Origin of the sequence: Candidatus Mesenet endosymbiont of Agriotes lineatus, from assembly GCF_964019585.1 — a bacterium.
Lineage (GTDB): Bacteria > Pseudomonadota > Alphaproteobacteria > Rickettsiales > Anaplasmataceae > Mesenet.
Map to the genome: position 1 here is coordinate 164,653 of NZ_OZ026454.1, position 14,901 is coordinate 179,553.

Genomic DNA, 14,901 nt, shown 5'->3' on the forward strand with positions numbered 1-14,901 from the left:
ATGATAAATGCAGAAGAGCTCAAAGATTTTTTAAAAGATATATTAGAGAAAAATAAAGGCAGTAATATAGCTGTTTTTGATGTAGGTAAAAAAACTGCTTTCGCAAAATATATGATTATAGCATCTGGTGATTCAAACAGGCATGTTAAATCTTTAGCAGAATATACTATAAAAGCCCTTAAACAATACGGAAAAATAAATGTTGAGGGGATGGAGGAAGGTAATTGGGTAGCTGTTGGTTTTCGTGATGTAATTATTCATATCTTAAGATCGGACGCGAGAGAATATTATCAAATTGATGAGCTGTGGAATGATGTGGCTTTATGAGATCAGGATTTTTAAATTTTATTAAAGATAGAGGATATCTTTATCAGTGTACTAATCTTGAAGGACTAGATAAGCTTATGTCTAGCTCTACTGTAGTGGCCTATATTGGTTTTGATTGCACAGCACCAAGTTTGCATATCGGCAGTCTAATACAGATTATGATGCTAAGACACTTGCAGCAATTTGGGCATAAAGCAATCATTCTACTTGGTGGTGGTACAACAAAAATCGGTGACCCAACTGGTAAAGATAAAGCACGGGAAATCCTTGATAAAAACACAATTAGTAGCAACATTAGTCGAATAAAAAAAACATTAGAGAAGTTTATATCTTTGGAAGGTGCTATTTTAGTTAACAATGCAGACTGGTTAAACAGTTTAAAATATATAGATTTTCTACGTGATGTAGGTATACACTTTTCCATAAACAGAATGCTTAATTTTGAAAGCGTTAAAACTCGCTTAGAAAGGGAACAAAGCTTAAGTTTTTTAGAGTTTAATTACATGTTACTACAAGCCTATGATTTTGTTGAACTAAGTAGAAATTATGGGTGTCGTCTGCAAATTGGTGGGTCTGATCAATGGGGTAATATAGTAAATGGCATTGAACTTGGGAATAAACTAAATATGCCTGAGCTTTTCGGTCTAACTACACCACTAATTACAACTACTGCAGGAAAAAAAATGGGGAAAACTGCGGAAGGTAAAACTATATGGCTTGATAGTGAAATGTGCAGTCCATATGATTATTGGCAATATTTTCGCAACATAGAGGATAATAATTTAGGTTATTTTTTACGACTGTTTACAGAATTATCGCTTGATAAAATAAAAAAACTGGAATCTCTAATAGGCCAAGAAATCAATGAAGCAAAAAAAGCTCTTGCAACAGGAGCAACAAAAATATGTCATGGAGAAGATGCTGCTAAAGATGCAGAAAGAGCTGCAGTTGCTAATTTTGAAAATAAAGACAGTTCTCTGTTACCAAGTGTCTACATAGAAAAGCAAAAGATAGGAGATGTTGGTATATCAGCAGTAGAATTATTGCATATTACTGATCTTGTAGATTCAAAGGGAGCAGCAAAACGCTTCATTGAAGGTGGTGGATGCAGGATAAACGATAAGATCATAAGTAATCTAAACCAGCTAGTTACTTTGAAAGACTTTGATGCAAGTGGGTTTATTAAATTATCTGTTGGAAAAAAACGTCATATTAGGGTTATTTTGCTTTTCTAGAATTTTAAAATATCAATTGATTACTTCCATCTTTCTAGGGTACCCTTAAAGTTTAAATTGCTTTTGGTTGTTTGTGTTGCTTCTTCTTTATAATTCACTTTTAGATCAATTATTTAAACCTTTTACAATACCTAAACATTTCCTGTTAAATTTATAAAAGTGATAAAACCCTTTAAGCTCTATGAACAGCTATGAAAGGATAAGATAAAATATAAAACGTGAATTAATATGGACCGAATACATACAAGAGACAAAATAGGAACAAATTTTTGCATTCTTAAAAAGCCATAAAAATAAGAAAGATGAAATCCAAATAAGAAGGTTTGTAGAAGTATAGCCCTTCCTTTAAAGATCCGGAAGAGGTAAGATAAAGATTTAGGATGGTTGATGCCAGAGTTATGATTTAAGGAAAAAGGCAATTGGATGAAGGAGAAAGTAGGTTGGTCAGAGGTTTAAGATAGAACTCTGTATGAATGGCAGCAAAGACGTAAGGAAACAGGGGATTTTTAGTCATTGGAACTATAATCATAAAATTACCGGCTGAATTTGTGAAGGTACTATCGGAAATGGCTAAGTTTTAGGGTAATATTAATTTTCGAACAATACATAGAGCACTTAAAAAGATTGGATTTGTGCGTAACAAAAGACCTACGGATACGAAGAAAGAGATGAAATTTAAAGAAATTATAGCAACCTAAAAGTCTGGTATGAATCAATAATACAGAACTTATGGATATTGCCAGAAATGCTTTAAAATCTGGAAAAAAGAGTCAGAGTATTAGTATGTTCTGAATAATGGGAAAATAATTGCTCCTATGACCTTCGAAGTGATACAGAGGTTTTTAACTTTAACAATTTTTAACACTAGCCTGGTCAAACATTGACATTTCCATAAATCTAAAAAAATCAGTGAATTTGCTAAGGCACTGAAATCTTCCACCCTGACTTTAATAAACTCATTGGTTAAAAACAGAGCCAGGAAGAACATCCCTCTGTTCAAGTCATATTTTGCTTTCTTATGAATTCTTCTGTGGGAAATGCTATACGATAAACATGTGACGTAATCTTAAATATTTTTGAACCTAATTTTCTACTCTCATTCTAAACAATTTCTGTTATGCTCTTTCTGCTCTGAATTAATAGACCTCTTTCGGAACTCATATAGAAAGTTCCCAGTTGTAAATACCAGCTATCGAATTGAATCTCAGAGCAAAACGTTTCCTTCGGTTTCTGTAACGATTAGCTATTTTTTTATGTAGTTAGCTTCAGCTTTAGTATTAGATCTACTTTAGTTTATTTATAAACACAGCTCTCACAGTACGTTTGATTTCATGTAGTATTTTGTACTAAATACAGATATTTACAGGTGAAATAGCAGTAGAGAAATGTGCTACAAATTACGTAGATATTGTAACTGACCATCTACATATTCTATGCCACCCACTATCCAACAATATATTAAAAAGCTATTCCAAGAATTTGAACAATTAAAAAAAAGATATTTGGGCTGTTACTGTTGGTAATGTAAATTCTACAGATGTACAGCAATATATTGAAGAGCAAGAAGTTCATATTTAACATCTCTGAGTTTTAAAACTTACTTTATAAGCTTTAACTCATACCACCAGCTTTAGCTGGTTGTAATTGATCTATACCTGCCTTTTCACTCCACTTCTTAAAATAATCATGCGCTATTTTGGAAACTCTTTAGGGCCACTGACTTCAAAACGTACAATACTCCACACAATACATCATATAAATTGAGCTTTTTCCGACAGGACTCTAGATCTGGTGCAATTATTTTACTTGACTTATATCGCTTGGGTATGAATTACGCATATATTTTTCATATAAAATTATTCTGATTTTATCATATCTTTAAGATCGCGTACAGGTTCTAAAGCGTTTTCATAATCGTTTTGTGCTATTGCTTGATGAATGGGAGATTTTCCGTACATATCTTTACCTCTGTTTAGTTTGCAGAAGTATTATTTGGTGATTCATTTTTCGGTTGAGTTGACTAACGTCTTCTATTCCAAGATAAACTCGAACCACTTCATATGATGTCTCTCTCTATTAGTATCTATTGTAACATATTTTATTTAAAAATCAAATCTTTTATCCATTGATTGGTAATAAAAAATATCTATTTTAAAACATATAATAAGAAAAAAACAACATATGCCAGAGTTGCCCGAAGTTGAAACAGTTTGTAGATTTCTGCACGCTAAGCTTTTAGAAAAGAAAATGATTGACATTAAAGTTAATCAAGCAAATTTACGTGCGCCTGTAACGCAAAACATCAATGAGGTGTTAAAAGATGGCATTGTAACTAATGTCAGACGCAGGGGGAAATATATAATTTGGGAGATGAGTAACTCTGCATTGGTTATAATCCATCTTGGCATGAGTGGTAAATTATTATACTTTGATGGACAAACGCCAATAGGCAAGCATGATCACGTTATATTTTTTTTAGAAGATAGCAGCAGTATAGTTTATAATGACCCTAGAAGATTTGGTTTAATTGTGGTAATAAACGCCAAAGAAGAAGAGCAGTTTTTTCGGTATTTAGGGATAGAACCGTTAACCGATGATTTCAGCGGTAGTACGCTTAGAAAACTGCTTGCTGGTAAAACGGCAAGTATTAAGTCGGTGTTAATGAACAGCAAGATAATAGTTGGCATAGGTAATATATATGCTGCTGAAAGCTTATTCCTTGCTGGAATTTTACCATTTAGATTAGCCAAGGATTTAAGTCAAGAAGAATGTGATAAACTTGTGATAGCGATAAAAAACACTTTAACTAATGCAATAAATGCAGGCGGGTCAACACTTAAAGATTATGCTAAACCTTCAGGTTTACCTGGATACTTTCAACATTATTTTAAAGTTTATGGCAGAGCTGGTAAACCTTGTGTAATATGTAAAAATACTATTTTATCAGTAAGACAAAGTGGTAGAAGCACTTTTTATTGTAGTAAGTGTCAAAATTCTTAAATAATAAGTACTGCTGTTTTTAAATTAACTAAATTTATATTATTAACTAAGATATTAATATTTAAGCTTGACTTTTATTTAATATTTTAGTATAATATTTCTTATGTGGAAAAGATTTAAAAAATTTATATTTAACCTAATTCATTTGTTCTCATTTAAAAAGAATGCTAATTCTAATGCAAGCAGAAGGAGTAATATAGTCGACTCTAATACCTTTAATGCTAATGAAAATGAAACAGAAGATAGTAAATCTCAAGATGAACATAAAAAGTTACAAATCACTGTTGGCATTAGTGAAGAGAATGATGAATTTTATGACGCTGAGACATATAAAAATGATAAGTTTTATAGTGTAAACGGTTTACAAGAAGTAACTAAATTTGCTGACTACGAAAACACTTTTGCGGCTGCTATGTTTGAATGTTCAGTAGATGAGCAATCTAGAAACAATAATGATGGTTATCGGTTAACAAGGCTTGAGTTAAAAGCTGATGAGAATAGTAAAGCTTGTACATTGAATTTTTAGGGCAAACAATCAAGTATTAAACTTAGTTCTGATCACCTACGGCTATATATGCCGTTCTTTCTTGCAGGTAAAAAACAAACGTCAATTGATAAACTTTTTCAATATGAAAAGAATGGTGCTACAAGCACGCCAAGTATAGTAATTCTTTTAGAAAGACCAGATAGCATGAATCTCAATCCAAGTTTTGAAAATTATTATTTTATTGGGCGTTCTCTGTTGTACAACAGAGTTTGGAAAATCATAAAAGATGGTGAAACAAAAAAATCAACTGAAATACCTAAGGCTTTATTTCCTACCTTTACAGTGGAGTTAGAAAAACAAAATATAAATTTTTCAGTCAATAAAGACGCTATTCCACAAAGTGTGAAAGATTTAAAAGATGAAAAACCTACTATTAATACAATATTAGCAATTCCAGGTATGTCATCAGTGGTTACGGGGATAATTGGTAATATAATAGACAAAATAACAAGTAAAGTAGAAAAGACAAGCTTTTGCATTAAGGATGTTTTAATATGTGGTAAAATTATTAATGATCTACAAGTTCAAAACAGTATAGCAAAAGAAGATGAGCACCGTGATCTTATCCAAGAAGATGAATTTTTTGATGCTTTGGAAGTGCAAGAAAATGAGCAGGATATGAAACAGAAAGGAAGATCTGAATTATCTGAGGTAAATACTATTAATGCAACCCCTGTAAAAACTGAATTAAAAGTTTGAAAAAGTTATTCAACTATTGGATTATCTATAAAACAGCAATCTACATCTGGACTTTCAACTTGGGTGGAGCTTTTCTTTTCAATAGTTAACTGTAGGGTATATCCAGCTATCATCATCAACATGCATACCAATCTTATCATGTTACTGAAGTTAAATGTATATGTAATGCTATTGCCGCAATCTATTATTTTATCCTCTACAATAAAATAGCCATATTTTTCTGTGACATTAATCATCTTACCTATAATATCAATCGCCGTAAGGGATGGCATTATAAATGAAATAGCAAGTAAGAATTTTTCTTTTTTGCCTCTTTTGCTACTTTGATAATCTTTACATTTACAATACCTTTCTATGGAAGAAGACATAAATAATTTGAGAAACTTTGTTGTAAAGCTGACGATAACATATCCATTGAGCGGATTTACATAATCAACAAGTTTAAGGCCAATATCTAGGATATCAATTAGACCTATAAATTGCCTGATTGCATCAACAGAGTAACACGTGATGGCAACAGAGTAACGCACTTTCTTTAATTTTTTTATATCTTCCGAACAGTTTTTTCTATGTTTTAGCTCTCTTAAACTATCTGTTGAAAACTTTAGCCACACAAAATTGCTGATTAATTTAAGACAAAACAGTGCTATCCAAAATCTGACTTTATTTTGGCTACTGAAGTTGAGTGGTAACAGTATGGTAATAAGAAACATTGATACGAATGAAATGGTATCAATTTTGCTAAGCACAACCTTCAGATTGTGTTGCATATTTTTTGTAGCCATTCTGCTGTTGTTTTGAGCTTTAAAATAATTTAATTATATAGTTTAAAATGAAATAGAATAAAATGTTTCTTGTTTCATATGCTAATTATATGTATAATTAACCTTTAAATTTAATTTTTAAAGGAAAAAATGTATGGGGTTGTATAAGGAAGAGCTACTAGAAGATAAAAAAACGAACAGCATTGGACTAGTACTTTTTAGCACTGCAAGTATCATTGTTTTATCTTCTGCTGCTATGATGGGAGTTGTTTTTTTTGCTAAACCTAGCAAGGCTAGTTTCATCACTGGTGCTGTTGGCTTTGTTATATCTAGTTTCATACTTTCAGCAGTTACTATTTTCTGCGCTTTTATGGTTTATGGTGCTGTATTAGATCTTAAAAAGGTGAATAAAAGCTTAAAAAACATTGATTATCCAGAACAGGAATCAAGCAAAAATAAAGGAGTGTAATTAATTTTACAAGCTTGTTAAAAAATTGACTTTAAGCATAAAAAAATATATACTTTTATATATAACAATAATAAAGCTTATATATAACAGTACAAAATAATAATATGAATAATTCTCATAAAATCCACGTTGAATATGCTAGGACTCTTAATAATACAGTAGGAAGTAATAAAATAGCCAATGACAAGTTCCCACAATCAAAAGAACTAACTCTTAATAAAAAATCACTTCTTTATGGTGCATTAACAGCACTAGCTTTCTTAGGCATAGCAGCTACATTGTATTTTTCTTCTTCTAAGCAGTCTATGCAAATAGCTTCTCTAATCTTTGCAGCAGCATCGATTTTTGCAGGACTAATAGCGGGACTGATGCCATATTGGTGTGCTGAACCAGATCAGGATTTGTCTAGTACAGGAATTACTGCTAAGGAATCAGAAAGTAAAGCTAAGTCATAATATTCCCGATTTAAAATTGATTTTTTGCTAATTGTTAACTACATTATATTCTTTTAGTTAAGAAATTTATGAGCGGTACTGTATATAAAATCACAGAACATAAATATGACGTAATAGTTGTTGGAGCTGGTGGTGCAGGGCTGCGTGCAACTTTAGGCATGACTGCTGAAGGTCTTTCAGTTGCTTGTATATCTAAGATATTTCCAACACGTAGTCATACTGTTGCTGCTCAAGGCGGAATTAGCGCTGCACTTGGTAATATGTCAGAGGACGATTGGCGCTGGCATATGTATGATACAGTGAAAGGATCAGATTGGCTTGGTGATCAAGATGCTATAGAGCATATGTGTAAAAACGCTATGCAAGCAGTAATTGAGCTTGAGCATTATGGAGTGCCATTTTCACGCACAGACGATGGCAGAATATATCAAAGGCCATTTGGTGGCATGACAACTGAATTCGGGAAGGGAAAGCCTGCGGTCCGCACTTGCGCTGCTGCAGATAAAACCGGTCATGCAATTCTTCACACTCTATATCAACAATCTTTACGCTTTGGAGCGGAGTTTTTTGTTGAATATTTTGCCATTGATTTGCTTATGGACGAGGATGGAAAATGCCTTGGCGTTCTTGCTTGGTCTTTATGCGATGGCACGCTTCATAGATTTCGTGCTCACATTGTAGTGCTGGCAACAGGTGGTTACGGGCGTGTTTACTTTTCTGCAACTAGTGCACACACTTGCACTGGTGATGGCAATGGTATGGCTCTTAGAGCGAAACTACCGCTTGAAGACATGGAGTTTGTGCAATTTCATCCAACCGGTATTTACGGCTCTGGTTGCCTTATGACCGAAGGATGCCGAGGAGAAGGTGGATACTTAATTAATGCTAATGGTGAGAGATTTATGGAGCGTTATGCTCCAAAGGCAAAAGATTTAGCTTCGCGTGACGTTGTAAGCAGAGCTATGACAATGGAGATAAGGGAAGGTAGAGGCGTTGGGCCCAAAAAAGATCATATATATTTAACTATAGCACACCTTAATCCTGAAGTGATAAATCTTAGATTGCCTGGAATCAGTGAAACTGCAAAAACTTTTGCTGGTGTTGATGTAACACGTGATCCAATACCAGTTCTTCCAACAGTACATTATAACATGGGTGGAGTTCCAACTAACTATCATGGTGAAGTGTTAACGGTGAAAAAAGGCAAGACCACAGTTGTACCTGGTTTGTTTGCAATTGGTGAAGCTGCATGTGTTTCAGTTCATGGTGCTAACAGGCTTGGTTCTAATTCACTACTTGATTTGGTTGTGTTTGGTCGCAGTGCAGCAATGAGAGCAAAAGAATTACTAAAATCTAGCAGTGCACATAAACCCTTAAATCAAGAAAGTGAAGAACAGATTATAGATAGATTTGATAAGATGCGTTTTGCCAGTGGCAAAACCCGTGTATCTAGCATTCGCAGCAAAATGCAAGAAACTATGCAAGAGTATGCATCAGTTTTTCGCATAGCTGAGTCTTTAGAGGAAGGCAAAAAGAAAATAGGAGAAGTTGCAACTGCTATGTCTGATGTAACCATAAGTGATCGTAGTATGATTTGGAATAGTGATTTAGTTGAAGCAATAGAATTAGCTAATATGATACCACAAGCAGTTATCACTATGGAATGTGCAGCAAACCGCAAAGAAAGTAGAGGTGCTCATGCACGTGAGGATTTTCCAGAGCGTAACGACAAAGATTGGATGAAGCATAGCCTAGCTTGGATTGATGATAATTATAATATAAAGATCGATTACAAAGAAGTATCTGGAAAAACTTTAAGTGATGAGGTTGATTATTTTCCTCCCGAAAAGAGAGTGTATTAAAATAAATTACAACTGAATATTGTTTTGTACATCATGAGTAGATGGCTTATTTTTGCCATTATACTTTTGTACATTTTCTACGTTGAATGTTGAATGTATAACTTGTTTATCATTTAACCTTTCTCCAATTTTGGGAAATATGGTATTCTTTATTATACACTCTTTAACTTGTTCTTTATCTATGCTTTCCAGTTTTTCAGTTACTTTTTTGATTTCGTTAATTATAAAGTCTTTTGCATGAATTAATAGTGATGTTTGTTTACATAAAATAGCAATAATAGGTCTTAATGCAAAAGAAGTACCTTCCTTCAATTTTTCCTTATCAAGATCCTGTTCTAACTTTCTTTTCTGTTTTACAAGTTCTTCATCTAACTCTTCTTTATTTAGGTCCAAATATTTAAGTAATTTTTTCAATACAAATAGACCTTCATTCAATCTATCAGGTCCAAGTTCAAATTTGTTGTGATGAATCATTACTGTTTGCATCTTCTCTAAAAACTCGCTATGGTGCTTCTCACTAAATTCACTAAGATTTTTAGCTTCTGTAAACTTCAAAAGAGCACTATATGAAGTAGATTGATGAGTGATGTCCATATCGCAACGCGTATAGTTTGGACCACTTGGTTCAAAGCAAATAATATCTGGTAATTTTACATCTTTATTGCTTTTTTTACTATTAGTTTTTTTATTCTCTACTTCATTCCATAACACTGCATCAGTTGCTTTTTGGTTTTTATCAGTTAAAGGTCTTGTATCTCCTGAAAATTTGAATATTACGTCTTCTTGCTGAGGATTTATTATCCAGCCAATAACCAAAGATTTATGGTGATCAATTCCAAATCTACCAGAACGGTGATCTGCTGGAATACTGATAAAGTTTACTGTTTTTTTTGCTTCATTGGTAACAGAAATTTTCGTATACCATTCTACTTTTGTTACTTGACTAAATCCAAAGCTCTCAAGTGATTTCTTATCTCCCATAGGTACAAATACCTTTGGTTCAGGCCAACCTTCTTTTTGATGATACCTTAATATTTCTTGTAATGAACCTTTATCCATATGATCACGATGATTATGTGAAATTACGATAACATCAATTTTGGGTAGTTTCTGAATGCTTATGTGAGATTTTGTTTTTGCTGGATAGAGTAATTTATTTAATTCATGGAATACTGGATCTGTTAAAATATTAAAACCAGGAGTTTGAATTAACAAAGTTGCATGACCTATATTTTGAATAGCATATACTTCTTCTGATTGTAAACTTTGAATTTTGTCAAATTTATAAATTTTACCTATATCTTTATCTTCTTCTTGAGAAAAATAGGATAATTTCTTCTTTACAGTTTGTTGTACTAGTGGACTGAGCAGACTTCTTAATGTTCTTTTGCACTGTGTCTATATAAAAATTCTTCCATCATTCCATGTACTTCTATTCTTATGATTAGTGACGTACATACCTTTACTTTTTTTAAGATATTTAAAGTTTATATCATTAAACCTTCCTTTCAACTCACCCATATAGCTATCATTAACGTCAACTTGATGTGTTTTTATCTCTACCTTATTACTTGGTTTTAAGAGCCTACGTATAGCTATAAAAACTACTACTGTAACTATTGGTACTACACCTATTGCGTAGATTATATATGGCACCTTAGGCTTAATTACACCAGTTGTAAAAAGTCCTATGACTAATGTAGTGCCTAGTAGCATTATTGAACAACAAGCAACATATTTTACATCATAATTTTTCCTTTTTCGGTATATAGGTCCTTTTGCTATTTCATTGTTATTAAGCATATATCTCTATATGTAAAAATAATCCTCTATACATTATAATTGAAAATTCAATGATAGTCAAAAATGTTCTATTTTTTCTGTATCTTTAGAATATCTAATTTCTTCTGTGTTTACATAAGGGGTATGTAGTGAATATGAAGATACTATAGCATCAGTTGCAAATAAGTTACGTAATTTTTTAACAGCATTATATAAATTTTCCTGAGTTGGTTTATAATGTCCACTATTATTATCAATGTAAGTAATTTCACCATCTCTAACTTCCACCATACCAAAACATAAACCAGGTTTCCCTCCAAGCAAGGTTGAATGATAATAACCAAAATCAATCCCTTTACCTGGCTGAATATGCGGAGAAGTCACTAAATCACCACTAAGCGTTACAGCATATGCTACTAATCCTTTTATACCTTTGCTTTCTTCATTGCTTGTATCATACAACTTACCACTTTGATCATACAGTCTAAATTTACCACTATCTAATTTTGGAATCTAATTTTGGAATTCTAGTATGCTCTTCTTGTTCTTCAGGAGAAAAGCGTTTTGCAATAGTTTCATATCCAAAGTCTTTATATCCTTTCCTTTCTTTAGTGCCAACTTCCCTAATATAAGCAGGGGTTTCATTTATAGGTGGATTTTTGATAAGTCTATTACTTTGATGATTGAATAATATTTTGTTATCTAAGTCTATAGAAACTTGCTGTTCTTTAGCAATTATATCATTTGATTTTGTACTAGCTTTGCCAAATTCTCTAGCTGCATACTTCCATTTATCTAACAGTTTCCTTTGACGGAAGCCTTTCCTCCTTGCTTTATCATTCTTTCTTGAATTTTCTTTCGTATCTCTTCTTTTCTTTCTTCTGATACTTCACTTACAATCTTTTTGCTTTCTTTAATTTCAATTCCAAGATTGATAAGGTTTGCAGAATTTTTTTGTTGAGTTTTATCTTCAGAATAAACAGATTCCCCAACAGAAACTTCTTGTTTTTCAGAAAAAGGTTGGGTGGCTTGTAAAGTATAAGATTTTTTCTTTGTTTTAATTTCTTTATTTGCTGGTGAAACGTTTTCTGTTTTGTTTAATAATGATTTCTTATCATCATTATTACTTTTTTTGGCTTTGGGGTAAGCTTTACTCCTAAAAAATGTTCTGATGTTTTTTAAAAGAGCCATATCTTATGATATGGGATAGGTAGCGTTTCACATTAACAAATTTATGAAAATGGAACATGAAATTAGCACCAACCAAAATTCAAATATTGACTTTCACTTTACTCTCCCAAAACTGTGAAAAGTCCCTATGTTTTGGAGAAAAATGGTTAATAATGTGACTTATGGAAAATGAAATAGGGAGTTATCTGAGGTATAATTTGATATAAAGGTAGACATGTATGCTGGATAAGATTAGCTATTGTTGCGATTTTTAGAATGACATGAAGTTGAGCAGAGAGAAGTTCGTTACGTTTATATGGTGGGTGATACTGGGCTCGAACCAGTGACCTCTTGCACGTCAAGCAAACACTCTAACCAACTGAGCTAATCACCCCTTTAATAAAATATAGGTACTAACTTTTTTGAATTATATCTTCAATGCCTTATGCATTAAGGCTAATATACAATTTAAAGTAGTTATATATAATCCACTTTTTCAAATATTACCAAACTTCTTAAGTTAAATATACCTGTACATAAATGTAGCATAAAATTATTGAATTAATTTAAATTGAAAAATGTTCTCTAAGTATATAAGCTTAGTTTAAACTAAATTTATTATAATATGAAAAATGAAAAGTATCATTTGATTTTAAGGGTAGTGCATTGGCTCATGGCAGTTATAATTTTAACCATGCTTATCTCTGGTTTTTATATGAAAAGCCTACCAGTAGACAATCCAATAAAATTTTCCATCTATGGTATCCATAAGGCAACTGGAGTTAGCGTTTTTATATTGGTAATACTACGTATTATTTTACGTTTATTCCTACATGTGCCGCCTTTACCTCAAAATTTTTCTCAAGTAACTGTTCTTATAACAAAAACAGTACACTTTGCTTTATATGTTCTTATGATATTGATCCCTTCATCTGGTTATATCATGTCATCAGCCTCAGGCAGGGGTATAAAATATTTTTTTAATTTTAATGTTCCGCTTGTAATTGCAGAAAACAAAATGATAGCTGAGCTTAGCAGTCAACTACATTTTATATCAGCATGTTTACTTATAGGTTTTATAGCACTACATCTTCTTGGCACCATAAAACACTTAATCATAGACAAACAGAATATATTAAGGCGCATAGTATAATTATGTTAGATTCTTTATGGAAGAAGGGTACGGAATTTTTGGGGAGTGAATTTGCCATAATGGGCGGAGCGATGAGCTGGGTTTCAGAAAGGAATCTAGTTTCGGCAATTTCAAATGCAGGAGGGTTCGGTGTTATTGCATGTGGGGCCATGAATGCAGAGCAATTAAGTTCAGAAATTGAGGCAACGCAAAAGTTAACTAGTAAACCATTTGGTGTTAATTTAATCACAATACATCCAAAGCTGAATGAATTAATAGAAGTTTGCATTGAAAGAAAAGTAAATTATATAGTTTTAGCAGGTGGCTTGCCAAATGAGCAAAGCATAAAGGCAATAAAAAGTAAGAATATTAAAGTTATCTGTTTTGCTCCTGCTTTAATTATTGCTAAAAGGCTAGTGAGAATTGGAGCAGATGCACTCGTAATCGAAGGAATGGAGGCTGGAGGGCATGTTGGTCCGGTTAGTACTTCCGTTCTTGCGCAAGAGATATTGCCACATTTTAAAAATGAAAAAATACCAATATTTATTGCTGGAGGAATAGGTAGAGGAGAAGCAATAATTAGTTATCTTAAAATGGGAGCAAGTGGCTGTCAAATAGGCACTTTGTTTGCATGTACCAATGAATCGATAGCACATAAAAATTTCAAAGAGGTGCTTATAAAAGCATCATCAAGAGATGCTGTTTCTTCTGTACAACTAAGTTCTGATTTTCCTGTAATTCCAGTTAGAGCAATTGCCAATAAGGCTAGTAAAGAATTTATAAGGCTGCAAAAAGAAGTAGTTGATCAATATCAAAAAGGCAGAATATCAAAGGAAGATGGGCAATTAGAAATCGAAAAATTCTGGGCTGGGGCTTTAAAAAAGGCTGTAATTGATGGAGATACTGAAAGTGGTTCTCTTATGGCTGGGCAAAGCGTTGGTATGGTGGATAAAGAAAAGCCTGTAAAAGAAGTGATAGACATTCTCTTGAGGCAAATGAATGAGCACGTTAGCTCAAAACTTTAGAAACACTCTTAGATTTATCTAGCAAGAATATAAGTCTATCATCTTTACATATTTGAGAGAGCAATTTTATTTAACAGTAATTAGCAAGTATTCAATAAACTGTGTCAAACCGGCAAAGAAGTTGGGTTAGTAGATTATAAAGAGTTAGAATTTTATCACCGATAAGAGAAGTCTAACCGGCAAAAATAGAGCACTTAGCTGCTAGAAGGTAAAATCATTTATTATCTGAAGAAGAAGAAAATAACCGTAGAAATGGTAATACAGATTCTGGGGTCATTTGAGCTTAAGAGACAGAAATGAAAACCCCCAAGCAAAAAATCTACATCCTGAACTCGAAAAAAAGATCCTGAGCAAGTGGTGTGGGCTATCAAAATATAATGTCACATATTGAAACGACCACAAAATATCAGCGGTAGACTGATAAATTATTACCA

At 32.7% G+C, this 14,901-nt stretch carries 15 protein-coding genes, 1 tRNA gene and 2 pseudogenes; 11 read left to right on the forward strand and 7 right to left on the reverse strand.

Annotated elements, in window-relative coordinates:
- From rsfS to AACL19_RS06975, 3 genes and pseudogenes are all read left to right on the forward strand, one after another.
- The gene (gene rsfS, locus AACL19_RS00800; RefSeq protein WP_339045886.1) at positions 1 to 327 is read left to right on the forward strand and encodes a ribosome silencing factor; all 327 of its coding nucleotides are present in this window, start codon (positions 1 to 3) and stop codon (positions 325 to 327) included.
- A complete protein-coding gene (gene tyrS / locus AACL19_RS00805; RefSeq protein ID WP_339045887.1) occupies positions 324 to 1,562 on the forward strand; it encodes a tyrosine--tRNA ligase in 1,239 nt (412 codons plus the stop codon). The genes rsfS and tyrS overlap by 4 nt, the downstream gene beginning before the upstream one ends.
- Positions 1,563 to 2,024: 462 nt before the next feature.
- Positions 2,025 to 2,235, forward strand: a pseudogene (locus AACL19_RS06975) (IS630 family transposase); the annotation flags it as partial.
- A 484-nt stretch (positions 2,236 to 2,719) separates the two neighbouring features.
- Here AACL19_RS06975 and AACL19_RS00815 read toward each other — a convergent pair.
- Positions 2,720 to 2,815: pseudogene (locus tag AACL19_RS00815) on the reverse strand (IS5/IS1182 family transposase); the annotation flags it as partial.
- 928 nt (positions 2,816 to 3,743) lie between these two features.
- Here AACL19_RS00815 and mutM point away from each other — a divergent pair.
- The 3 genes from mutM to AACL19_RS00830 all read left to right on the forward strand — a co-directional run bounded on the left by mutM (position 3,744) and on the right by AACL19_RS00830 (position 5,808).
- On the forward strand, positions 3,744 to 4,562 hold the full coding sequence (gene mutM / locus AACL19_RS00820) for a bifunctional DNA-formamidopyrimidine glycosylase/DNA-(apurinic or apyrimidinic site) lyase (RefSeq protein WP_339045889.1): 819 nt from the start codon (positions 3,744 to 3,746) through the stop codon (positions 4,560 to 4,562).
- 145 nt (positions 4,563 to 4,707) lie between these two features.
- Positions 4,708 to 5,088 carry a hypothetical protein gene (locus tag AACL19_RS00825; protein ID WP_339045891.1) on the forward strand — a complete coding sequence of 127 codons (381 nt, stop codon included), beginning with the start codon at positions 4,708 to 4,710 and terminating at the stop codon, positions 5,086 to 5,088.
- A gap of 48 nt (positions 5,089 to 5,136) precedes the next feature.
- On the forward strand, positions 5,137 to 5,808 hold the full coding sequence (locus tag AACL19_RS00830) for a hypothetical protein (RefSeq protein ID WP_339045893.1): 672 nt from the start codon (positions 5,137 to 5,139) through the stop codon (positions 5,806 to 5,808).
- Positions 5,809 to 5,813: 5 nt separating this feature from the next.
- Here the strand turns inward: AACL19_RS00830 and AACL19_RS00835 are convergent, their stop codons facing one another.
- Positions 5,814 to 6,593 carry a hypothetical protein gene (locus AACL19_RS00835; RefSeq protein WP_339045895.1) on the reverse strand — a complete coding sequence of 260 codons (780 nt, stop codon included), beginning with the start codon at positions 6,591 to 6,593 and terminating at the stop codon, positions 5,814 to 5,816.
- A 133-nt stretch (positions 6,594 to 6,726) separates the two neighbouring features.
- Between AACL19_RS00835 and AACL19_RS00840 the strand changes: the two genes are divergently transcribed.
- The 3 genes from AACL19_RS00840 (at position 6,727) to sdhA (ending at position 9,358) form a co-directional block, all read left to right on the forward strand.
- Positions 6,727 to 7,041 carry a hypothetical protein gene (locus AACL19_RS00840; protein WP_339045897.1) on the forward strand — a complete coding sequence of 105 codons (315 nt, stop codon included), beginning with the start codon at positions 6,727 to 6,729 and terminating at the stop codon, positions 7,039 to 7,041.
- A gap of 104 nt (positions 7,042 to 7,145) precedes the next feature.
- Positions 7,146 to 7,496, forward strand: a complete 351-nt coding sequence (locus AACL19_RS00845) for a hypothetical protein (protein ID WP_339045899.1) — start codon at positions 7,146 to 7,148, stop codon at positions 7,494 to 7,496.
- Positions 7,497 to 7,564: 68 nt separating this feature from the next.
- Positions 7,565 to 9,358: a succinate dehydrogenase flavoprotein subunit gene (sdhA, locus tag AACL19_RS00850; RefSeq protein ID WP_339045901.1), complete on the forward strand. Its 1,794-nt coding sequence runs from the start codon at positions 7,565 to 7,567 to the stop codon at positions 9,356 to 9,358.
- A 6-nt stretch (positions 9,359 to 9,364) separates the two neighbouring features.
- Here the strand turns inward: sdhA and AACL19_RS00855 are convergent, their stop codons facing one another.
- The 5 genes from AACL19_RS00855 to AACL19_RS00875 form a co-directional block, all read right to left on the reverse strand.
- Positions 9,365 to 10,729, reverse strand: coding sequence for an MBL fold metallo-hydrolase (locus tag AACL19_RS00855; protein ID WP_339046617.1), 1,365 nt, complete (start codon positions 10,727 to 10,729; stop codon positions 9,365 to 9,367).
- Between the two features lie 27 nt (positions 10,730 to 10,756).
- Complete coding sequence (locus AACL19_RS00860) at positions 10,757 to 11,161, reverse strand: hypothetical protein (protein WP_339045903.1); 405 nt, start codon at positions 11,159 to 11,161, stop codon at positions 10,757 to 10,759.
- Between the two features lie 57 nt (positions 11,162 to 11,218).
- Positions 11,219 to 11,602, reverse strand: coding sequence for a hypothetical protein (locus AACL19_RS00865; protein WP_339045905.1), 384 nt, complete (start codon positions 11,600 to 11,602; stop codon positions 11,219 to 11,221).
- Between the two features lie 333 nt (positions 11,603 to 11,935).
- Positions 11,936 to 12,331: a hypothetical protein gene (locus tag AACL19_RS00870; RefSeq protein ID WP_339045907.1), complete on the reverse strand. Its 396-nt coding sequence runs from the start codon at positions 12,329 to 12,331 to the stop codon at positions 11,936 to 11,938.
- A gap of 296 nt (positions 12,332 to 12,627) precedes the next feature.
- Positions 12,628 to 12,704: transfer RNA gene (locus AACL19_RS00875), tRNA-Val, on the reverse strand.
- A 231-nt stretch (positions 12,705 to 12,935) separates the two neighbouring features.
- On the opposite strand from AACL19_RS00875, the gene AACL19_RS00880 reads away from it, so the two are divergent.
- Both AACL19_RS00880 and AACL19_RS00885 read left to right on the forward strand, forming a co-directional pair.
- Positions 12,936 to 13,463: a cytochrome b gene (locus AACL19_RS00880; RefSeq protein WP_339045909.1), complete on the forward strand. Its 528-nt coding sequence runs from the start codon at positions 12,936 to 12,938 to the stop codon at positions 13,461 to 13,463.
- A 2-nt stretch (positions 13,464 to 13,465) separates the two neighbouring features.
- Positions 13,466 to 14,467 carry a nitronate monooxygenase gene (locus tag AACL19_RS00885; RefSeq protein WP_339045911.1) on the forward strand — a complete coding sequence of 334 codons (1,002 nt, stop codon included), beginning with the start codon at positions 13,466 to 13,468 and terminating at the stop codon, positions 14,465 to 14,467.
- The last annotated feature ends 434 nt before the right edge of the window (positions 14,468 to 14,901 follow it).